Source organism: Pseudomonas nabeulensis, assembly GCF_004682045.1.
In the GTDB taxonomy this organism is placed as follows: Bacteria; Pseudomonadota; Gammaproteobacteria; order Pseudomonadales; family Pseudomonadaceae; genus Aquipseudomonas; species Aquipseudomonas nabeulensis.
The window spans coordinates 57,653-79,474 of the sequence record NZ_QUZT01000025.1; the positions used below are offsets into that span (position 1 = coordinate 57,653).

Here is a 21,822-nt window from a genome sequence, read left to right on the forward strand (position 1 = left end):
GAGACTGACACACCGTCATCGGGGGCAAGTCGAATCGTCGCACCGCCCCTCCCACACTTGATCTCCACGACTTTCAGAAAATGGATTTCAAGCCCGGCCAATCGGCGCAAATTTGGCCTGGGTATGCTCAGCCAGCACCGTCGCCGGCAACTCCACTTCCAACCCCCTCCTCCCCGCACTCACAAAAATCGTCGCGAATGGCTGTGCCGTCTCATCGATAAACGTGCGCAAACGCTTCTTTTGCCCCAGCGGGCTGATGCCGCCCAGCAAGTAACCGGTTGAGCGCTGCGCCGCCGCGGGGTCCGCCATCTCGACTTTCTTGACGCCCGCCGCGTGGGCCAGCGCTTTGAGATCCAGACTTCCGACGACCGGCACCACCGCCACCAGCAATTCACCTTTCTCGCTGCTGGCCAGCAGCGTCTTGAACACCCGCGCCGGGTCGAGGCTCAATTTCTCCGCGGCCTCCAGCCCATACGACGCTGCCTTGGGGTCATGTTCATAACTGTGAATGCGATGTTCGGCGCGAACTTTTTTCAACAAATCCAATGCGGGGGTCATGGCCTCTCCGGGCTTGGCAAACAGAGCGCCAATTCTAGGCCAAGCCCGCGTAAAAGGCTCTACTTCGCCCACTCTTAGGGTGCACGTGCAATGTGACAAGCGTGATCATTCATCAGACCAATAATTGGAAAGTGACTGATGGTTCACTTTCGACCTTTGACAGCCGTGATTCTTGTCTATATTTTTTCGTTTCCGAATACTGTAGGAATGCACCTACAGCAATCGAGCAGCAAGCCGCGCTCAGGATGGGGATCCTTTTCACGGTGAAAATCGCGCAACAACCCGTTGAGGTTGTGCGCCAGACAAGAACAACAACTGAGGTTTTCCATGACTACTGCTCTTCAACAGCCTTCACTTTCGAGCCAATGCATGGCCGAATTCCTGGGGACTGCGCTTCTGATCTTCTTCGGTACAGGATGTGTCGCTGCGCTCAAGGTTGCGGGTGCCAGCTTTGGTTTGTGGGAGATCAGTATCATCTGGGGGGTGGGTGTCAGCATGGGGATCTACCTCACGGCCGGCATCTCCGGGGCGCACCTCAACCCAGCCGTCAGCATCGCGCTGTGTATCTTTGCCGATTTCGACAAGCGCAAACTGCCCTTCTATATCCTCGCCCAGATCGCCGGCGCCTTCTGCTCGGCCGCCTTGGTGTACACCCTCTACAGCAACCTGTTTTTCGATTACGAACAAACCCATCATATGATCCGCGGCTCCCAGGCCAGCCTGGAATTGGCGTCGGTGTTCTCCACCTACCCCCATGCGCTGCTGAGTACCGCCCAGGCCTTCCTGGTGGAAATGGTCATCACCGCGATCCTGATGGGCGTGATCATGGCCCTCACCGATGACAACAACGGCCTGCCACGCGGCCCGCTGGCCCCGCTGCTGATCGGCTTGCTGATCGCGGTGATCGGCAGCGCCATGGGCCCGCTGACCGGCTTTGCGATGAACCCGGCGCGTGACCTGGGGCCAAAGCTGATGACCTTTTTCGCGGGCTGGGGTGAAATGGCCTTCACCGGCGGCCGCGATATTCCGTATTTCCTGGTGCCGATCTTTGGCCCGATCGTCGGCGCATGCCTCGGCGCTGCGGCTTACCGCGGCCTGATTGCCCGTCATCTGCCGAGCGCCGCACCTGCTATAGCTGAAGAAACAACTGACACGGCTGTCAACGGCAAGACCCGTATTTCCTGATAGCGCCAGCCTGGGCGCCCTGCCCTTTTGCGACCCAGGCTGATTACCGATTTTCTTATTTGCAAGGCATTCGACATGACCGATATTCAGAATAAGAACTACATCATTGCCCTCGACCAGGGCACCACCAGTTCCCGGGCGATCATCTTTGATCGTGACGCCAACGTGGTCTGCACCGCCCAGCGTGAATTCGCCCAGCATTACCCTCAGGCTGGCTGGGTCGAACACGACCCCATGGAAATCTTCGCCACCCAGAGCGCCGTGATGGTCGAAGCCCTGGCCCAGGCCGGCCTGCACCACGACCAGGTCGCCGCCATCGGCATCACCAACCAGCGTGAAACCACCGTGGTGTGGGACAAGGTCACCGGCCGCCCAATCTACAATGCCATCGTCTGGCAATGCCGCCGCAGCACCGAGATTTGCCAGCAGCTCAAGCGCGACGGCCACGAGCAATACATCAGCGAGACCACCGGCCTGGTCACCGACCCGTACTTCTCCGGCACCAAGCTCAAGTGGATCCTCGACAACGTCGAAGGCAGCCGCGAACGTGCGCGCAATGGCGAACTGCTGTTTGGCACCGTCGACAGCTGGCTGATCTGGAAATTTACCGGCGGCAAGACCCACGTCACCGACTACACCAACGCCTCGCGCACCATGCTCTTCAACATCCACACCCTGGAGTGGGACGCGAAGATGCTGGAGATTCTCGACATTCCGCGCGAGATGCTGCCGGAAGTTAAGTCGTCTTCGGAAATCTACGGCCGTACCAAAAGCGGCATCGCCATCGGCGGTATCGCCGGTGACCAACAAGCCGCGCTGTTCGGCCAGATGTGCGTCGAAGCCGGCCAGGCCAAGAACACCTACGGCACCGGTTGCTTCCTGCTGATGAACACCGGCGACAAAGCGGTGAAATCCAAGCACGGCATGCTCACCACCATCGCCTGCGGCCCACGTGGCGAAGTGGCCTACGCCCTGGAAGGCGCGGTGTTCAACGGTGGTTCCACCGTGCAGTGGTTGCGGGATGAGCTGAAAATCATCAACGACGCCCACGACACTGAATACTTCGCTGGCAAGGTCAAGGACAGCAATGGCGTGTACCTCGTGCCGGCCTTCACCGGCCTGGGCGCTCCCTACTGGGACCCGTACGCCCGTGGCGCACTGTTCGGCCTGACCCGTGGCGTACGCGTGGACCACATTATTCGCGCAGCCCTGGAGTCGATTGCCTACCAGACCCGCGACGTACTCGATGCCATGCAGCAGGACTCGGGCGAACGCCTCAAGGCCCTGCGCGTAGATGGAGGTGCGGTGGCCAACAACTTCCTGATGCAATTCCAGGCCGATATCCTCGGCACTCAAGTAGAACGCCCACAAATGCGCGAAACCACCGCATTGGGTGCCGCTTACCTGGCAGGCCTGGCCTGTGGTTTCTGGGGCAGCCTGGAAGAGCTACGCGGCAAGGCAGTGATCGAGCGCGAATTCGAACCGCAGCTGGAAGAAAAGGAAAAAGAACAGCTCTACGCTGGCTGGCAAAAAGCGGTCAGCCGCACCCGCGACTGGGAACCCCACGAAGGCGCTGAATAAGCCAACCTCGGGTTGTAACTGGCAGGGAGCAGGTTCCTGCGTCATCATGGGCCACTTTTGTACGGCAGCCCAAAGGACGCCTCATGAATCTGCCTCCCCGCCAACAACAAATCCTCGAACTGGTCCGCGAACGCGGCTATGTCAGTATCGAGGAAATGGCGCAGCTCTTCGTCGTCACCCCGCAAACCATCCGCCGCGATATCAACCAACTGGCGGACGCCAATCTATTGCGCCGCTATCACGGCGGCGCGGCCTATGACTCCAGCGTTGAAAACACCGCGTACGCCATGCGTGCCGACCAGATGCGCGATGAGAAACAGCGCATCGGCGAAGCCATCGCCGCACAGATCCCTGACCATGCCTCGCTGTTTATCAATATCGGTACTACCACCGAATCCATCGCCCGTGCGCTGCTCAACCACAGCCACCTGAAAATCATCACCAACAACCTCAACGTTGCGGCCATGCTCAGCGCCAAGGACGACTTCGACGTGCTGCTGACCGGCGGTAATGTGCGGCGTGACGGCGGTGTGGTGGGCCAGGCGAGTGTCGACTTCATCAACCAGTTCAAGGTGGACTTTGCGTTGGTGGGCATCAGCGGGATCGATGAAGATGGCAGCCTGCTGGACTTCGACTATCAAGAAGTGCGGGTATCCCAGGCGATCATTGCCAATGCGCGCCAGGTGATCCTGGCGGCGGACTCCAGCAAATTTGGGCGCAATGCCATGATTCGCCTGGGGCCGATCAGTTTGGTGGATTGTTTGGTGACGGATCAGCAGCCGGTGCCGGCGTTGGTGCAGTTGCTGAATGAGCATAAGGTTCGCCTGGAGGTCGTTTAGCGCCTGTACCACCGTCATCGGGGGCAAGCCCCCTCCCACACTGACCGTGCCCACCCTTTAGGCGGTGTGAATACAGTAAATGTGGGAGGGGGCTTGCCCCCGATAGCGGTCTACCAAACAGCCAATTTATCAATGGCTGGCTCGCCTCAATGTTCACAAATTTTCCTTTCTCCCTCCTTCGATGAGTTTTTTCAATCGAAGTCGGGTGGCTGTGCCCGCGTTTATCAGCTACCATTTTCGCAAATGAACATTAATGTTCGAATTCCAAGACGAAAAATTCGCGAGGCCAGCCGATGAACCCTTCCACCTTGCCTGCTCCACCGCTTGCCGAAGTCTATGACGTGGCCGTTATCGGCGGCGGAATCAATGGCGTCGGCATTGCAGCAGACGCAGCCGGTCGCGGTTTGTCGGTATTCCTTTGCGAAAAGGACGACCTGGCCAGCCACACCTCGTCCGCCAGCAGCAAGTTGATCCACGGCGGCCTGCGTTACCTCGAACATTACGAATTCCGCCTGGTGCGCGAAGCCCTGGCTGAACGTGAAGTACTGCTGGCCAAAGCCCCGCATATCGTCAAGCAAATGCGCTTCGTGTTGCCGCACCGTCCGCACCTGCGCCCGGCATGGATGATTCGTGCGGGCCTGTTCCTGTACGACAACCTGGGCAAACGCGAAAAACTGGCCGGCTCGAAAAGCCTCAAGTTCGGTGCCGACAGCCCGCTGAAAAGCGAAATCACCAAAGGCTTCGAATACTCTGATTGCTGGGTCGATGACGCCCGCCTCGTGGTATTGAACGCCATGGCCGCCCGCGAGAAAGGCGCGCACATCCACACTCAAACCCGTTGCATCAGCGCCCATCGCAGCAAGGGCCTGTGGGAAATGAACATGGAACGCGCCGATGGCAGCCTGTTCTCGATCCGTGCGCGCGCACTGGTGAACGCCGCTGGCCCATGGGTCGCCAAGTTCATCAAGGACGACCTCAAGCTGGACTCGCCCTACGGCATCCGTCTGATTCAGGGCAGCCACCTGATCGTGCCGAAACTGTACGAAGGCGCCCACGCGCACATCCTGCAGAATGAAGACCAGCGCATCGTCTTCACCATTCCGTACCTGAACCACCTGACCATCATCGGCACCACCGACCGCGAATACACCGGGGACCCGGCAAAAGTCGCGATCACCGAAGGTGAAACCGACTACATGCTCAAGGTGGTCAATGCCCACTTCAAGAAACAGCTGAGCCGCGACGATATCGTCCACACCTATTCCGGTGTGCGCCCGCTGTGCAACGACGAGTCGGACAACCCGTCGGCCATCACCCGTGACTACACCCTGGCGCTGTCAGGTGGCAAGGGGGAGGCACCAATCCTGTCGGTATTCGGCGGCAAGCTGACCACCTATCGCAAGCTCGCCGAGTCGGCGATGGCGCAACTGGCCCCGTACTTCACTCAGATGCGCCCAAGCTGGACCGCCAAGGCCAGCCTGCCCGGCGGCGAAGACATGACTACGCCAGAAGCCTTGGCCGACGCCATTCGCCAGAAATTCGAGTGGGTGCCGAGCGAAATCGCGCGCCGCTGGTCCACCACCTACGGCAGCCGCACCTGGCGCCTGCTCGAAGGCGTACAGTCGCTGGCGGATCTGGGCGACCACTTGGGGGGTGGCCTGTACACCCGTGAAGTCGACTACCTGTGCGCCGAAGAATGGGCGACCCAGCCCCAGGACGTATTGTGGCGTCGGACCAAGCTCGGCCTGTTCACCACCCCGGAAGAACAGGAGAACGTTCAACGCTACCTGTCCAAAGTCGAGCAGAATCGCGGCAAGATTGAAGCAGCCTGACAGTTAAATCCTACAAAAGCCCCTGCACCGTAAGGTCCAGGGGCTTTTTTACGCCTGTCCGGACCATTCGGTTTTCCGAACGCTAAAGCCCCAACCTATTCGGTTTGCCGGACCAAATGGCGAAACCCAACCCGTCACACAAAGTTAATATTCATATAAATCATATAGTTAACCTTTTATTTCCGGTCTGGCACGACTCATGCTCTACACTCCCTGACGATTGCCTGGGACGCCTCAGGAGCCGTCACGGGCATTCGCTGTACAAGAGAGCCGTTTAGCCGGCTTCATAAAAAAAACAAATGTCGAGGAAGTATTGATGCGCATTGTTCCCCATATCCTGGGCGCAGCTATCGCTGCTGCTCTGATCAGCACTCCAGTTTTCGCCGCCGAACTCACCGGCACACTGAAGAAAATCAACGACTCCGGCACCATCACCCTCGCTCACCGCGACAGCTCCATTCCGTTTTCCTACATCGCGGATGGTTCGGGCAAACCTGTGGGCTACTCCCACGACGTTCAGCTGGCTGTGGTTGAAGCCCTGAAAAAAGACCTGAACAAACCCGACCTGAAGGTCAAGTACAACCTGGTGACCTCGCAAACCCGTATCCCGTTGATCCAGAACGGCACCGCGGACCTTGAGTGCGGCTCCACCACCAACAACGCCGAACGCGCCCAGCAAGTTGATTTCACCGTCAACATCTTCGAAATCGGCACCCGCCTGCTGGTCAAGAAAGACAAGGATGGCAAGCCGTCCTACGCTGATTTTGCCGACCTCAAGGGCAAGAACGTCGTGACCACCGCCGGCACCACGTCCGAGCGCATCATCAAGGCGATGAACGCCGACAAGCAGATGGGCATGAACGTCATCTCCGCCAAAGACCACGGCGAATCCTTCCAGATGCTGGAAAGCGGCCGCGCCGTAGCGTTCATGATGGACGACGCCCTGCTGGCCGGTGAAGAAGCCAAGGCCAAGAAACCGGCTGACTGGATCATTACCGGCACTCCGCAATCCTTCGAGGCTTACGCGTGCATGGTTCGCAAAGGCGACCCTGAGTTCAAGAAGGCTGTGGATGACGCCATCGTCGCGCTGTTCAAATCCGGCGAGATCAACAAGATCTACAGCAAGTGGTTCGAGAGCCCGATCCCACCAAAAGGCCTGAACCTGAACTTCCCGATGAGCGAAAAAGTTAAAGATCTGATCGCCAACCCGACTGACAAGCCGGCGCCTGACGTAAAAATCTGATACCTGACTAAGCTTATCTCCTGAGGGAGCCAACCCTCCCTCAGGCGTCTGTTACTACCTGCTGGTTTTATTGTGGAACACTCGACCTGGCGGTTTTCGAGCCGATCGCGTGTGCCTGGCGTTCATCGCCGGGCGGGAAAGGATTTTCCCCAAGCGGGTGCTTGTACATCGATCGATCTCGAGGGGAGACCCTAATGAATTACAACTGGGACTGGGGCGTGTTCTTCAAGTCCACCGGCGTGGGCAGCGAGACTTATCTCGACTGGTACATCGCCGGCCTGGGCTGGACCATTGCCATCGCCATCGTGGCATGGATTATCGCCTTGCTGCTGGGCTCCATTCTGGGGGTCATGCGCACTGTGCCAAACCGCATCGTGGCGGGCATCGCGACCTGCTACGTGGAACTGTTTCGTAACGTGCCGCTGCTGGTGCAGCTGTTCATCTGGTACTTCCTGATACCCGACCTGCTGCCGCAGAACCTGCAGGACTGGTACAAACAAGACCTCAACCCGACCACCTCGGCCTACCTGAGCGTCGTCGTGTGCCTGGGCCTGTTCACCGCCGCCCGTGTGTGTGAGCAAGTGCGTACCGGCATCCAGGCGCTGCCACGCGGCCAAGAGTCCGCCGCCCGCGCCATGGGCTTCAAGCTGCCGCAGATCTACTGGAACGTGCTGCTGCCCCAGGCCTACCGGATCATCATTCCGCCGCTTACCTCGGAATTCCTCAACGTGTTCAAGAACTCCTCCGTGGCGTCCCTGATCGGCTTGATGGAATTGCTGGCCCAAACCAAACAGACCGCCGAGTTCTCGGCCAACCTGTTTGAAGCCTTCACCCTGGCCACGCTGATCTACTTCACCCTGAACATGAGCCTGATGTTGCTGATGCGCCTGGTCGAGAAGAAAGTCGCGGTGCCCGGCCTGATCTCCGTGGGGGGTAAATAATGGACTTCGATTTCAGCGGCATCATCCCCGCGATCCCGGGCCTGTGGAACGGCATGCTGATGACCTTGCAGTTGATGGTCATGGGCGTGGTCGGCGGTATTGCACTGGGTACGATCCTGGCGCTGATGCGCCTGTCGTCCAGCAAACTGCTCGCCAACGTGGCCGGCGCCTATGTGAACTACTTCCGTTCGATCCCGTTGCTGTTGGTGATCACCTGGTTCTACCTGGCGGTGCCCTTCGTGCTGCGCTGGATCACCGGCGAAGACACCCCGATCGGCGCGTTCACCTCCTGCGTCGTGGCCTTCATGATGTTCGAAGCCGCGTACTTCTGTGAAATCGTGCGGGCCGGCGTGCAGTCGATCCCCAAGGGCCAGATGGGCGCAGCGCAAGCGATGGGCATGACCTATGGCCAGACCATGCGCCTGATCATCCTGCCCCAGGCATTCCGCAAGATGACCCCGTTGCTGTTGCAACAGTCGATCATCCTGTTCCAGGACACCTCGCTGGTCTACACCGTGGGCCTGGTGGACTTCCTCAACTCCGCCCGCTCCAACGGCGACATCATCGGCCGCTCCAATGAGTTCCTGATCTTCGCCGGTGTCGTCTACTTCATCATCAGCTTTTCCGCCTCGCTGCTGGTCAAGCGTCTGCAAAAAAGGTTTGCCGTATGATCTCTATCAAGAACATCAACAAGTGGTATGGCGACTTCCAGGTGCTGACCGATTGCAGCACCGATGTCAAAAAAGGCGAAGTGATCGTGGTGTGCGGGCCGTCCGGCTCGGGTAAGTCCACCCTGATCAAGTGCGTCAACGCGCTGGAACCGTTCCAGAAAGGCGACATCGTGGTCGATGGCACCTCCATCGCCGACCCTAAGACCAACCTGCCGAAACTGCGTTCGCGGGTGGGCATGGTGTTCCAGCATTTCGAACTGTTCCCGCACCTGACCATCACCGAAAACCTGACCATCGCGCAGATCAAGGTGCTGGGCCGCAGCAAGGAAGAAGCCACCAAGAAAGGCCTGCAATTGCTCGAGCGTGTTGGCCTGTCGGCCCATGCCCACAAGCACCCGGGCCAGCTATCCGGCGGCCAGCAACAGCGTGTGGCCATCGCCCGCGCCCTGGCCATGGACCCGATCGTCATGCTGTTCGACGAACCGACCTCGGCACTCGACCCGGAAATGGTCAACGAAGTACTCGACGTGATGGTGCAGCTGGCCCAGGAAGGCATGACCATGATGTGCGTGACCCACGAAATGGGCTTCGCCCGCAAAGTGGCCGACCGTGTGATCTTCATGGACGCCGGCAAGATCATCGAAGACTGTCCGAAAGAAGAGTTCTTCGGCGACATCAGCGCCCGCTCCGAACGCGCGCAGCACTTCCTTGAGAAAATCCTGCAGCACTAAGCCCTACACAGCTCCTCCTGTAGAAACCGGGCCAACTGTGGGAGGGGGCTTGCCCCCGATGGCGGTGGATCAGTCACCTGATTTATCAACTGACTGACTGCTATCGGGGGCAAGCCCCCTCCCACATTGGTCCGCGCAGGATGGCAAGCTCTGGTTGACCCAAGGCATCTGTGATGAAATGCGACCCCAACCAATTTCGCGCCGCGCCGCCATCACTTGCCGTGAAGCCTCGTCTGATTCGCCAACTGTTCCTGCCGCCGTTGATCGTCGCCCTGATGATCGGCCTGGGGTTTATCGGCTTCTGGATCAGTGAGTTCTATGGCATCCGCACCCTCAGCGACACCGGCGAACGCCAGCTGGAGCTGCACGCCCGCACCGTCGAAAGCGAACTGAGCAAATACACCTACCTGCCCAGCCTGCTGGAGCTTGAATCCAGCGTGTCCAAGTTGCTGGCAGAGCCAAATCAGGAAACCCGCAAGGCCGTCAACGATTACCTCGAAGGCCTGAACCGGCGCAGTCGCAGTCGGGCCATCTACGTGATGGACACCACCGGCCGCGTGCTGGCCACCAGTAACTGGCGCGATGCCGACAGTTACCAGGGTGAGGACCTGTCCTTCCGAGCCTATTTCCAGAATGCCGTACGTGGCCAACCCGGGCGTTTCTACGGCATCGGCAGCACCAACGGCGAACCCGGCTACTACCTGGCCCATGGCCTGGAGGAGCACGGCAAGATCATCGGCGTGGCCGTGGTCAAGGTGCGCCTCGAAGCGCTGGAAGAACGCTGGCAACGTGCACGCCTCGAAGCCTTTGTGAGCGACGAAAACGGCATCATCATTCTGTCCAGCGATCCGGCCCGCCGCCTCAAAGCCGTACGGCCGCTGAGCGATGACACCAAGGAACGCCTGGCCCACAGCCTGCAATATTACTGGGCGACGCTCAACGAGCTGGAGCCCCTGGCCCGCGAGCGCCTCAACGAAGGCACCGAGAAGCTCACCTTTCCGGCCAACAGCGAAGTGGTCAACGACGAGCACGAAGTCAGCTACCTCGCACAGACCCGGCCGCTCAATGACACACCCTGGAACTTCACCCTGCTGACGCCGTTGAATGACCTGCGCCGCGCAGCGATCAACCAAGGCATTCTGGTGGCCGTGGCCTTTGGCCTGGTGGCGTTTTTGCTGATTGCCTGGAACGAGCGGCGCAAGGTCATCGCCACCCGCCTTGCGGCACGAGAGGCCTTGCAGGAAGCCAACAGCCAGCTGGAGCGCCGAATCGCCGACCGCACCGCCGACCTGCGCGCCAGCAACGAACGGCTCAAGAGCCAGATCCGTGAACGGCGCCAGGCCGAAGAAACCCTGCGCCGCGCTCAGGACGAACTGGTACAGGCCGGCAAACTGGCGGCCATCGGCCAGATGTCCACCAGCATCGCCCATGAACTGAACCAACCCTTGGCTGCGCTGCGCACCTTGTCCGGCAACACCGTGCGTTTCCTCGAACGCGGCGCCCTGGACACTGCCAGCGCCAACCTCAAGACCATCAACGAACTGATCGACCGCATGGGCCGCATCACCGCCAGCCTGCGCTCCTTTGCCCGGCGCGGGGATGACCAGGGCGAAGCCAGCCTGGGCAACGCGGTGGACGCGGCGTTCCAGGTACTCGGCGCGCGCCTGGACAGCCTGCCGCTGACCCTGCACCGCGACTTCGCCCCCGCCCAATTGCAAATCGACCAGACGCGCCTGGAGCAAATTCTGGTCAACCTGATCGGCAACGCCCTCGATGCCATGCAGGCCCAACCGGCCCCCGAGCTGTGGCTGGAAGGCAGCAGCGGCGAAGGCAAATACCGCTTGCTGGTGCGCGACAACGGCCACGGCATCGACCCCGAGGCGCGCAAGCATTTGTTTGAACCGTTCTTCACCACCAAACCCGGCGAGCAAGGCCTGGGGCTGGGCCTGACCCTGTCCGCCAGCCTCGCGGCGGCCACCGGCGGTAACCTCGCCGTGGAGCATCCGGCCAGTGGTGGTACTGCCTTTGTCTTGTGCCTGCCGTTGGCGGGTGCTCAAAAAGCTGAGTCGACATGAATACTGATCCTACAGACCTCACCGTCCTGATTGTCGAAGACGATCCCCATGTGCTGCTCGGTTGCCAGCAAGCCCTGGCGTTGGAAGACATTCCCAGCGTCGGCGTGGGCAGTGCCGAAGAGGCGTTGAAGCGCATCGGCGAAAACTTTGCAGGCATTGTGATCAGCGATATCCGCCTGCCGGGCATCGACGGCCTGGAGTTGCTCACTCGCCTTAAAGCACTGGATAAGAGCCTGCCGGTAGTGTTGATCACCGGGCATGGCGATATCTCCATGGCCGTCGGCGCAATGCGCACCGGCGCCTATGATTTCATGGAGAAACCCTTCTCTCCCGAACGCCTGGTGGACGTCGCCCGCCGCGCCCTGGAACAACGCGGGCTGGCGCGGGAAGTCTGGTCGCTGCGTCGTCAGTTGGCCGAGCGTGATTCCCTGGAAGGCCGCATCATCGGCCGCTCGCCGGCCATGCAGAACCTGCGCGAACTGATCGCCAACGTCGCCGACACCTCGGCCAACGTGTTGATCGAGGGCGAAACCGGCACCGGCAAAGAACTGGTCGCCCGCTGCCTGCATGATTTCAGCCGGCGCCACGATCATCAGTTCGTCGCGTTGAATTGCGGTGGCCTGCCGGAGAACCTGTTCGAAAGCGAGATTTTCGGTCACGAGGCCAACGCCTTTACCGGCGCCGGCAAGCGCCGCATCGGCAAGATCGAACACGCCCACCAGGGCACGCTGTTCCTCGATGAAGTGGAAAGCATGCCGATCAACCTGCAGATCAAATTGCTGCGGGTGTTACAGGAGCGCACCCTGGAACGCCTCGGTTCAAACCAGAGCGTGGCGGTGGATTGCCGGGTGATCGCTGCCACCAAGTCCGACCTTGACGAGTTGAGCCGCGCCAGCCAATTTCGCAGCGACCTGTATTACCGCCTCAACGTGGTCACCCTGGAACTGCCGCCCCTGCGCGAACGCCGCGAAGACATCCTGCAACTGTTCGAACACTTCCTGCAGCAGTCATCCCTGCGCTTCGACCGCACCGCGCCGGAGCTGGACAACCAAACCCTGTCGAGCCTGATGAGCCACGACTGGCCGGGCAACGTACGTGAACTGCGCAACGTCGCCGAACGCTTCGCCCTTGGCCTGCCCGCCTTCAAGAAAAGCGGCGCCAGCAGCGGCAGCCAAGGCCTGGCGTTTACCGAAGCGGTGGAAGCCTTCGAGCGCAACCTGCTCAATGACGCCCTGCAACGCAGCGGCGGCAACCTGACCCAGGCGAGCCAGGAACTGGGGATGGCCAAGACCACCCTGTTCGATAAAGTCAAAAAATACGGATTGAGCCACTGATGGATCTTGCCTTGAAGGCCGCCCTGGGCGCGGCCATGGTGGTGCTGCTGGCGATGCTGGCCAAGACCAAAAACTATTACATCGCAGGCTTGGTACCGCTGTTTCCGACCTTTGCGTTGATCGCCCATTACATCGTCGGCAAGGGCCGCTCGGTGGAGGATTTGAAGACCACCATCGTGTTTGGGATGTGGTCGGTCATTCCGTATTTTGTGTATTTGGTGGCGTTGTATGTGATGGTGGATCGGATGCGGTTGGAGGCTTCGTTGGCGGTGGCGACGGTGGCGTGGCTAATCGCCGCGACGATCTTGGTGAGCATCTGGATGCGTCTGCACACCTGACACAACTCAGTTCAAATGTGGGAGGGGGCTTGCCCCCTCCCACATTTGGCTCTGTACCCTGCCTGGAAACTGAGTACACCCCTCACATTTTTAAGCCAGGTGTGTCAGCGGACTATTTTGTCGACCTGGATGCCGAGCTTTTTCAAGCGATACCAGAAGCTTCTCTCGGAAATTCCGATCTTTTGTGCCGCCGCGGCCTGCACCCCGTTACTCTCCTGCAACGCCGCCAGAATGTAGGCCTTCTCCACCTCCGCCAGCGCTGCATCCAGGTCCTGGGGAATGCCCGGCCCGTCGCTGAGAATCGCCGTCACACCGCCCTCACTCGGCTTCGAGGCAAACAGGTAACCCGGCAAGTCGATATCTTCGATCACCGGCGTGGCCGCGACGATGGTCGCCCGTTCCACACAGTTTTGCAGCTCACGGATATTGCCCGGCCAGTGATACGCCGCCATGGCCTGCAACGCCTCGGGGCTGAAACCGGTGATGCGCTTGCCGGCGCTGGCGCTCAAGGTCTGGGCAAAGTGGCGGGCCAGTGGTGCGATATCCTCCACGCGCTCACGCAATGCCGGTAAAGGGATCGGGAATACATTGAGCCGGTAATACAGGTCTTCACGAAACTCCTTGTTGGCTACCGCCTCCAGCAGGTTCTTGTTGGTGGCGGCAATCACCCGTACGTCCACCTTGCGCTCGCGGGGGTCGCCCACCGGTTCGATCACGCGCTCCTGCAAGGCGCGCAGGATCTTGGCCTGCAACGCCAGCGGCATATCGCCCACTTCATCGAGAAACAGCGTGCCCTTGTCGGCCTGCTGAAAGCGCCCTACCCGGTCCGACACGGCGCCGGTAAACGCGCCCTTGCGATGGCCGAACATTTCGCTTTCCAGCAGGCCTTCGGGGATCGCCGCGCAGTTCACCGCCACAAAGGGCTTGTCGGCGCGGCTGCCGTGCTTGTGGATGGCGCGGGCGACCATTTCCTTGCCGGTGCCGCTTTCGCCGGTCAGCAAGATAGTGGCGCTGCTGTCGCGCACCGAGTCCACCGCTTGCAGCACTTTGCGAAAGGCCGGGCTGTCGCCCACCAGGCTGTCGAATTGTGCGTGTTCATCGAGTTCGGCGCGCAGGCGTGCGTTGTCGCGCATGATGTCGCGAAACTGCAGGGCCTTGGCCACGGTGATGTCCAGTTCGTCGATATCGAACGGCTTGGCGATGTAGTCGTAGGCGCCGTTGCGCATCGACTGCACGGCGTTTTTCACCGTGCTGTAGGCCGTCATCACGATCACCGGCACATGCGGGTAACGCACTTTGATTTCCGCCAGCAACGCCGGCCCGTCCATGCCGGGCATGCGCCAGTCGCTGATCACCAGGTCGATGTCTTCCTGCTCCAGCACCTTGAGGGCGTGCAGGCCGTTGCCGGCGATAAACACCTGCACCTCGTTCTGGCCCAGGGCCGATGCCAGCAAGTCGCAGAGCTTGGGTTCGTCGTCGACCACCAGAATGTTATGCGTCATGACTGTCCTCGTCGTCTTCGCCCGTTGCCGGAATGTACAGGCTGAACGTGGCGCCGGCATCTTTCTCACTGGCGCATTCGATGCTGCCATCGTGACTTTCCATGATCGAATAGACTTTGGCCAGGCCCAGGCCGGTGCCCGAGGCCTTGGTGGTGACGAATGGCGTGAAGATGCGTTCGATCATGTCTGCCGGAATGCCCTGGCCGGTGTCGGCAATGCTGATCAAGGTGTTGTCGCCCACACTGCGAATGCCCAGGGTCAGGCGTCCGCCGTCGGGCATGGCGTCGATGGCGTTGAGAATCAGGTTGAGGCAGGCCTGCTTGAGTTGCTTGGCGTCGGCGTAGATCGTCGCGCCCGGCGCCTGGTCATCGATCTGCGCATCGATGTTGTGGGTCGCCAGTTCCGGTGCACAAAAGCCGAGGATCTCGTCCACCAACGGGCGTGCCGCTTGCAGCGCCCGCAGCGGTGGATTGGGCTTGGCGAAATCGAGGAATTCGGTGATCAGTTCGTTGATGCGGCTGACTTCACTGATCACGTACTCCAGATGGCGCTTGTCGGTTTCCGCCAGGTCGGCGCGGCGGTGCAGCAGTTGGGTGGCGGTCTTGATGATGCCCAGCGGATTGCGGATCTCATGGGCCAGCCCCATGGCGACCTCGCCCAGCGCGTGCAAGCGGTCACGCCGACGCAGCTGGGCCTCAAGGTGATGCAATTCACCCAGGCGCTCGGTCATGTGGTTGAAGGTACTGCTCAACTGCGCCAGTTCGTCACCACCGCTGACCAGCACGCGGTGCTCATAGTTGCCGGAAATCACCGCGTCCACGCCTTGGGACAAATCCCGCAGTGGCTTGGTCAGGCGCCGCGACACCAGCACCCCGGCCGCCAGCGACAGCGCCGAACTGAGCAGGAAAATCAGCACGAACAGGTTGCTCTGGTTCACCAGCCCCACCAGGCTGGTGTGGCGCAGCAGGCCGCTGAAAATCACGCCTTGCAGGTCACCGGCATCGTTGAAGATCGGCCAGTACAGACCGCTGTAGTTATTGGTGAACTGCTCGCTGGGTTGCCGGGTGTTGCGCATCAGCGTCTCGATGCTTTTCGGGATGCGCGAAGGGTGATCCTGGAAGCGCTGGGTCGAGAAAATTTCCGAGAAGCCCTCCGGGTTGGCCAGGTACAAGCGCAGGTCGAGGGAATGCACATCGGCCACGCTGGTGAGGAAACTGCTGTCCAGGTAGGTTGCCACCAGCAGCAGGTAGTCGACACCGTCCTGGGTGGTTTCGAAGGTCGAGACCACGATGCCCGTGCTGACGCCCGCGACCTGTACGGTCTGCAACACCGCGTTGCTGGTCAGGTTGATCTGTTTGACGATGTCGTCGGCGGCGGTGCTGAACACCAGCTTGTGGTCGCTGACGCGGATCAGCGCCACCACGTCGATATCCGTGGCATCGGCAATGTCGGCGGTGAGCCGGTCGTGCTTGGCGGCCTGCTTGCTCGAGGGCGGGCTGGTGTAGCGCAGGAACAATTTGGCCATGCGCGCGTTGTCGTGGAGGATGTCGCCGATCTCGTCCTTGACGATCTTGGTCGACTCTTGCAGCCAGATACGCACGTTGCTGTCGAAGATCTGCGACAAGGTGGTCGCCGCCAACTCCGCTGCGATCATGGTGGGGATAACGCTGACCAACCAGAAGGCCAGCACCAGCTTGCGCTGGACGCTCCAGCGCGAAATGGCAAAGGGGCGGGCTTTCTGGCGGGTCTTGGTGATCATCAGGTTTCGCTTATCGCAGCAGCCATGGCAGGGTCGGAACGATCCGGTCGAATAAACAGTTTTACTAGCTTGAGCAGGCCGTTGACCAGCCGGTTGCGATGCCGGAAAAACACACTGTTGCCCTGGAACTCGCAGCCCAGGCGCAGCTTACTGGCATACCCGGCCTGCCCGCACTCGTACAACGCAATATTGTGCTGAATACAGTAGTCGACATTGGTCAGCCAACTGCGGAAATACAGGTTGTATTCGCGGCTGAACTCGACGTCATGCCCGAAAAACTTGTCCACCAGTCGGTGTTCGTCCAGCAGGATCAGGTTGAACGCCACCAGGTGCTCGTCGACCCAGTAAAGAACACACACCGCACGCTCTCCAAGACGCTCGAGCACCCCGGTGAAATAACCGGCCGGCAGGCGTTCGAATTGCAGGTCGGCACGGCTCAGCGTGGCGTCGTACAGGCGCATGATCTCGGGCAACACGTCGTCGATATTGCGCCGCCATTCGACCCGCGGCCCCGGCGCGCGGAGTTTGCGGCGCAGGTCCTTGCGGGTGGATTTGCCCAGCGAGCCGAGGTAGCCGTCCACCGAACCATACGGCAACGGCAAGAGCCCGGTGGGCAGGCTTGGCATGGTTTGGAAACCGGCGGCACGGCAACTGTCGGCCCAGTGCGGATCGTTGCTCGGTGCGTCCTTGACCGCCACCAGGCCGATACCGAATTGATCGGCATCCTGGCGTGCCGCCGCGAGCAGATGCTGGAGCAGCAGCGGGCGGCGCGCCGGTGGCACATGGCTGGCAAAACCGGCATCGCAGCGCTCGGCCACCGGCGAACCGATGGCATACAGGCCCAATTGCAAAACACCCGGCCACAGTCGCTCCAGGCGTTCGGTCAAACGCTTGCCGGCGCCCGACACCGTGGTGTCGAGCCGATAATGGGTGATGAACGCGGCAGCCACGGCCACCAGCGTTCCCTCTTCGTAAACCGCCAGATAACGCCACTGGAAATCATCGATAGCAGCGTCTTCCACGGCAACGTAATAGTCCCAGTCTTCCAGGGCACCGGGGAAACAGTCGTTCCAGGCACTGCGCTGGAGGGCCCGGAGGGTCGGGAAGGCTTGCGTCGTGATCACATGAGGTCCCTTTGTGGCGAGGGAGCTTGCTCCCGCTGGGCTGCGAAGCAGCCCCATCAACGCCACTGAGTTTTTCCAGCTAAAAAGAGGCGGCCGGTTTTAGGGCAGCTTCGCTGCCCAGCGGGAGCAAGCTCCCTCGCCACAACAACGGGTCGCCTGTAGTTGCAGCGTGCTGCCCGACAAATTCAGCACTCAACTCGATCACCCGGCGGTATTGCAGGTCGACGGTGATCATGTGGTAGCAGTTGTCCAACAGGATCTTGGTCACTGGCCCGCCGAGGTGGCGCTCCACATAATCGGCATTCCAGCGACTGGTGATGTCGTCTTCGATGGAATGCAGCACCAACGCCGGCACCTTGACCTCGGGCATGCGCTTCTTGACCACGGCGTTCATCCGGTGCAACTCACGCACGGTGATGCCCTCCATGGTCAACAAACCCGCCTCGCTGCTCTCGCCCTCCTTCATCTGCCGCTCGACGATGGCCCGCAGGCGTTCGTTCTTGATGCCATATGGCGGCTTCTCTTCGAAACGGCAGATGTGCACGCCGAACGGAATCTTCATCAGCAACGGCGTGAGGAACGCCAACTTGTTGATGCTCCAACCGTCGTACTTCAAGGTGGTGGAATACATCAACAGCCCGGCCACTTGCCCAGGGTGTTCAGCGGCCACGTACATCGACATCACCGCCCCCATGGACAAGCCACCGACAAACACCTGTTCGTGCCGCTGCCTGACCTGTACGAAGGTCTTGCGCACCCCTTCGTACCAGTCCAGCCAGCCGGTGGCTTGCAGGTCGCTGTTGTCGCCGCAATGCCCGGCCAGGGTGGGCACGTACACCGTGCAGTTACCCGCCTTGGCCAGGCCTTTGGCGACCTGGCGCAGTTCCGTCGGGGTGCCGGTCAGGCCGTGGATCAACAGGATCCCGACCGGACCTTCACCGAGAACGAAGCCGGCATCACCTTCACCGAGGTCGATCTCGAGGCTGTTCACCGTTTGGTTGCCCGCACCAGCAGTTGCTCGAGCAGCTTCAGGCCCAGGTCGATTTCCGGGTAGCTGATTTCCAGGGACGGTGCCAGGGTGATCACGTTTTTGTAGTAACCGCCCACATCGAGGATCAGGCCGAGTTTCTGGCCGTCGACGATCATGTCGCCTTTCATGCCTTCTTCAACCATGTAGTCCAGAGTCGCCTTGTCCGGAGTGAAGCCGTCCGGGCCGCAGATTTCGCAGCGCAGCGCCAGGCCCAGGCCGTCGACATCGCCGATGATCGGGAAGCGTTTTTGCAGGTCTTGCAGGCCTTCCAGGAAGTATTTGCCCTTGGCCATGACCATGGCGCCGTAATCGACTTCGCTGGTCATCTTGAACATTTCCAGGCCGACCGCCGTACCCAATGGGTTGGAGGCGAAGGTGGAGTGGGTCGAACCTGGCGGGAAGATCTTCGGGTTGATCAACTCTTCACGGGCCCAGATGCCGCCCAATGGGTTGAGGCCATTGGTCAGCGCCTTGCCGAAGACGATCACGTCAGGCTGCACGTCGAAGTGCTCGATCGACCACAATTTGCCGGTGCGGTAGAAGCCCATCTGGATTTCGTCGGACACCATCAGGATGCCGTGCTGGTCCAGCACGTGCTTCAACTCACGGTAGAAGTTCATCGGCGGGATCACGTAGCCGCCGGTGCCCTGGATCGGCTCGACGTAGAACGCGGCGTATTCGCTGGAACCGACTTTCGGGTCCCACACACCGTTGTATTCGGTCTCGAACAGGCGGGCGAATTGCTGCACGCAGTGGCTGCCGTACTCTTCCTTGGTCATGCCTTTCGGGCCACGGAAGTGGTACGGGAACGGGATGAACTGCGCGCGCTCGCCGAAGTGGCCGTAGCGACGACGGTAGCGGTAGCTGGAGGTGATCGACGATGCGCCCAGCGTACGGCCGTGGTAGCCGCCTTCGAAGGCGAACATCAGGCTTTTGCCGTTGCTGGCGTTACGCACCACCTTCAGGGAGTCTTCGATGGACTGCGAACCGCCGACGTTGAAGTGCACGCGACCGTCGAGGCCGAACTTGTTCTTGGCGTCGACTGCGATCATTTCCGACAGCTCGATCTTGCCCTTGTGCAGGTACTGGCTGGCGATTTGCGGCAGGGTGTCGATCTGTTGTTTCAGTGCGTTGTTCAGGCGCGGGTTGGCGTAGCCGAAGTTGACCGCCGAGTACCACATTTGCAGGTCGAGGTAGGCCTGGTCTTCGGTGTCCCACACGTAGGAGCCTTCGCAGCGGCTGAAAATACGCGGTGGCTCGATGTAGTGAACGGTGTCGCCGTAGGAGCAATACTTGGCTTCTTTATCCAGAAGCACCTGGTCTTCGGCGGTAGCGATACGGATATCAGACATGGTGGAAGAGTTCCTGATTGTCGGCAGCAGTAAAGGAGGTGGCGTTGGCGGCAATGCCTTGAGGCAGTTGGGCCAGCAGTGCGGTCACTTCGGCAAAGGTGTCGAAGCGCGCATGGGGAATGTGGTTGGCGACGCAGTAGTCGGCGAGGCTGCCCTTGGCGAACACAAAGTCGGCAGTGGAGGCCACGCACATGTCGGATTTACCGTCGCCGATCACCAGCACGCGCTTGTTGCGCGGCGTGGATTTGCACTTGCAGTTGCCGGAGGCAGCACGGCAGGCGTCGCTGGAATACGGGAAGTCGATGCGCCAGCTGTTCTGGTCGACCTGGCGCAGGCGGTTGGCGAGGATCGGCAGCAAGGTCACGTAGTTGCGCGACAGGATGCGCGCGATGCCTTGCTCGATGCCGTCGCTGACCACTTCGATGGAAGCGCCCAGGCCCATGACGTGGTCGACGAAGTCCGGGAAGTCCGGGTCGATCTCCACGCTGTCGAAATACGCCAGCAGTTCGCTGGGGGTGGCCTTGATCAGCGCCAGTTGACGGCTCAGGCATTCGCGGGAACCGATATGCCCGTCCAGCCATTCCTGTTCGATGGTTTCCCATTCGGGGCCGGCGAAGCGTTGGAGGACGTTGTCGATGACATCGGTGGGGGTAATGGTCCCGTCGAAGTCACACACGATATGCCAGTGGATCATTGCGTTTACCCTAGGAGGAGCGCGCTGTATGCGCTTGCAAAGGGTGTAGAGCAGGGAGTGTGCCAACTGGCTATCGTCCAGCGGGGTTGGGGCTTTGGCTGAGGCTGATGGCGATATGTGTCGCGCAAGCTACAATTTTTGTAGCTCGCTACAAACAAGATGAGTGCTTGCGCGAGGGCGGCCCTTCGCGCGTTCATGCGCGCCTGTCCAGACAAGGAAACGCTTTATGCTCAAGGTCAGTTCTGCGGTATTTCTCGGCGTGCTCGGGCTATGTGGCGTTGCCAGCACGGCCTTGGCCGAGCCGATCACCGGTGAAGTGGGCGCAGGCATCAGCTATCAACCCCACGACCCCACCGGCAGCCGCTACGAAACCCGTCCCGTGCCCTACCTGGACCTGGACTGGGGCAACGTCAGCCTGAGCACCGATGACGGCCTGACCTGGAGCGCCTTGAACACCAACGGCTTTACCGCCGGCCCCTATATCAATTACCTGCAGGGGCGCACGTCCAACGGCTCGCTGCGGGGCCTGCACGATGTCTCGGACCGGGCTGAGGTGGGCGGCTTCGTCCAATACGCGCCGGCCGATTTCTGGCGGGTCTACGCCCAGGTTGGTCATGCCGTCGGCGGTGTGAGTGATCAGAATGGCGTGCTGGGCAAAGTCGGTGGCGAGCTGGGCTACCCGCTGGGCGGCGGCATTATCGGCAGCACCAACCTGATGGCGCACTTCGCCGACGGCCGCCAGACGCAGACCTTTTTCGGCGTCGATGCCAACGAATCCGCGGCCTCGGGGTTTCGGCCGTATAACGCCAGTGGCGGGTTTCAGAACCTGACGTTCACCCAGAGTTTCGAGTTTCCACTGGCCAGCAATTGGTCGTTATTGACCAGCGCCAGCTGGATTCACCTGGTGGGATCGGCGGCGGACAGCAGCATCGTCAAGCAGACGGGGGATGTGAACCAGGGTCAGGTGCAAACCGCGATCAGCTACAAGTTCGACTGACACAACAGAGGACAAAATGTGGGAGGGGGCAAGCCC

Annotated in this window: 19 protein-coding genes; 12 read left to right on the plus strand and 7 right to left on the minus strand. The window is 60.5% G+C overall.

The features are described 5' to 3' along the window. Positions 1-87 precede the first annotated feature (87 nt). Positions 88-558, minus strand: a complete 471-nt coding sequence (gene ybaK, locus DYL61_RS15005) for a Cys-tRNA(Pro) deacylase (protein WP_105696364.1) — start codon at positions 556-558, stop codon at positions 88-90. A 327-nt stretch (positions 559-885) separates the two neighbouring features. Here ybaK and DYL61_RS15010 point away from each other — a divergent pair, with 327 nt between their 5' ends. The 11 genes from DYL61_RS15010 (at position 886) to DYL61_RS15060 (ending at position 13,328) form a co-directional block, all read left to right on the plus strand. Further along, positions 886-1,743 carry an MIP/aquaporin family protein gene (locus DYL61_RS15010; protein ID WP_105696365.1) on the plus strand — a complete coding sequence of 286 codons (858 nt, stop codon included), beginning with the start codon at positions 886-888 and terminating at the stop codon, positions 1,741-1,743. Between the two features lie 75 nt (positions 1,744-1,818). Next, positions 1,819-3,324, plus strand: a complete 1,506-nt coding sequence (glpK, locus tag DYL61_RS15015) for a glycerol kinase GlpK (protein WP_105696366.1) — start codon at positions 1,819-1,821, stop codon at positions 3,322-3,324. A gap of 83 nt (positions 3,325-3,407) precedes the next feature. Next, a complete protein-coding gene (locus DYL61_RS15020; RefSeq protein ID WP_135308950.1) occupies positions 3,408-4,163 on the plus strand; it encodes a DeoR/GlpR family transcriptional regulator in 756 nt (251 codons plus the stop codon). A gap of 293 nt (positions 4,164-4,456) precedes the next feature. Continuing rightward, a complete protein-coding gene (glpD, locus tag DYL61_RS15025; protein WP_135308951.1) occupies positions 4,457-5,995 on the plus strand; it encodes a glycerol-3-phosphate dehydrogenase in 1,539 nt (512 codons plus the stop codon). Positions 5,996-6,311: 316 nt separating this feature from the next. Next, complete coding sequence (locus tag DYL61_RS15030) at positions 6,312-7,238, plus strand: glutamate/aspartate ABC transporter substrate-binding protein (RefSeq protein WP_135308952.1); 927 nt, start codon at positions 6,312-6,314, stop codon at positions 7,236-7,238. A 194-nt stretch (positions 7,239-7,432) separates the two neighbouring features. Further along, positions 7,433-8,179 (plus strand): amino acid ABC transporter permease, encoded by a 747-nt coding sequence (locus DYL61_RS15035; protein WP_135308953.1) that lies wholly within the window; start codon positions 7,433-7,435, stop codon positions 8,177-8,179. Next, on the plus strand, positions 8,179-8,850 hold the full coding sequence (locus DYL61_RS15040) for an amino acid ABC transporter permease (RefSeq protein WP_135308954.1): 672 nt from the start codon (positions 8,179-8,181) through the stop codon (positions 8,848-8,850). The genes DYL61_RS15035 and DYL61_RS15040 overlap by 1 nt, the downstream gene beginning before the upstream one ends. Next, the gene (locus tag DYL61_RS15045) at positions 8,847-9,581 is read left to right on the plus strand and encodes an amino acid ABC transporter ATP-binding protein (protein ID WP_017526340.1); all 735 of its coding nucleotides are present in this window, start codon (positions 8,847-8,849) and stop codon (positions 9,579-9,581) included. Before DYL61_RS15040 ends, DYL61_RS15045 begins: the two co-directional genes overlap by 4 nt. Positions 9,582-9,754: 173 nt before the next feature. Next, the gene (gene aauS / locus DYL61_RS15050; RefSeq protein ID WP_135308955.1) at positions 9,755-11,656 is read left to right on the plus strand and encodes a two-component sensor histidine kinase AauS; all 1,902 of its coding nucleotides are present in this window, start codon (positions 9,755-9,757) and stop codon (positions 11,654-11,656) included. Further along, on the plus strand, positions 11,653-12,990 hold the full coding sequence (gene aauR, locus DYL61_RS15055; RefSeq protein ID WP_135308956.1) for a two-component response regulator AauR: 1,338 nt from the start codon (positions 11,653-11,655) through the stop codon (positions 12,988-12,990). Before aauS ends, aauR begins: the two co-directional genes overlap by 4 nt. Continuing rightward, the gene (locus DYL61_RS15060) at positions 12,990-13,328 is read left to right on the plus strand and encodes a GlpM family protein (RefSeq protein ID WP_135308957.1); all 339 of its coding nucleotides are present in this window, start codon (positions 12,990-12,992) and stop codon (positions 13,326-13,328) included. Before aauR ends, DYL61_RS15060 begins: the two co-directional genes overlap by 1 nt. Before the next feature lie 104 nt (positions 13,329-13,432). Here DYL61_RS15060 and DYL61_RS15065 read toward each other — a convergent pair whose 3' ends face one another. The 6 genes from DYL61_RS15065 to DYL61_RS15090 form a co-directional block, all read right to left on the minus strand. Further along, the gene (locus tag DYL61_RS15065) at positions 13,433-14,830 is read right to left on the minus strand and encodes a sigma-54-dependent transcriptional regulator (RefSeq protein WP_135308958.1); all 1,398 of its coding nucleotides are present in this window, start codon (positions 14,828-14,830) and stop codon (positions 13,433-13,435) included. After that, entirely contained in the window at positions 14,820-16,589 is a 1,770-nt protein-coding gene (locus DYL61_RS15070) for a sensor histidine kinase (RefSeq protein ID WP_135308959.1), read from the minus strand. The genes DYL61_RS15065 and DYL61_RS15070 overlap by 11 nt, the downstream gene beginning before the upstream one ends. Beyond that, positions 16,589-17,713 (minus strand): GNAT family N-acetyltransferase, encoded by a 1,125-nt coding sequence (locus DYL61_RS15075; RefSeq protein ID WP_135308960.1) that lies wholly within the window; start codon positions 17,711-17,713, stop codon positions 16,589-16,591. Before DYL61_RS15075 ends, DYL61_RS15070 begins: the two co-directional genes overlap by 1 nt. Before the next feature lie 79 nt (positions 17,714-17,792). After that, positions 17,793-18,704 carry an alpha/beta hydrolase gene (locus DYL61_RS15080; protein WP_135308961.1) on the minus strand — a complete coding sequence of 304 codons (912 nt, stop codon included), beginning with the start codon at positions 18,702-18,704 and terminating at the stop codon, positions 17,793-17,795. Further along, a complete protein-coding gene (locus DYL61_RS15085; RefSeq protein ID WP_105696379.1) occupies positions 18,701-20,095 on the minus strand; it encodes an aspartate aminotransferase family protein in 1,395 nt (464 codons plus the stop codon). The genes DYL61_RS15080 and DYL61_RS15085 overlap by 4 nt, the downstream gene beginning before the upstream one ends. Further along, positions 20,088-20,789 (minus strand): MtnX-like HAD-IB family phosphatase, encoded by a 702-nt coding sequence (locus tag DYL61_RS15090; protein WP_105696380.1) that lies wholly within the window; start codon positions 20,787-20,789, stop codon positions 20,088-20,090. Before DYL61_RS15090 ends, DYL61_RS15085 begins: the two co-directional genes overlap by 8 nt. 226 nt (positions 20,790-21,015) lie before the next feature. Here DYL61_RS15090 and DYL61_RS15095 point away from each other — a divergent pair, with 226 nt between their 5' ends. After that, positions 21,016-21,786: a MipA/OmpV family protein gene (locus DYL61_RS15095; RefSeq protein WP_135308962.1), complete on the plus strand. Its 771-nt coding sequence runs from the start codon at positions 21,016-21,018 to the stop codon at positions 21,784-21,786. Positions 21,787-21,822 lie beyond the last annotated feature (36 nt).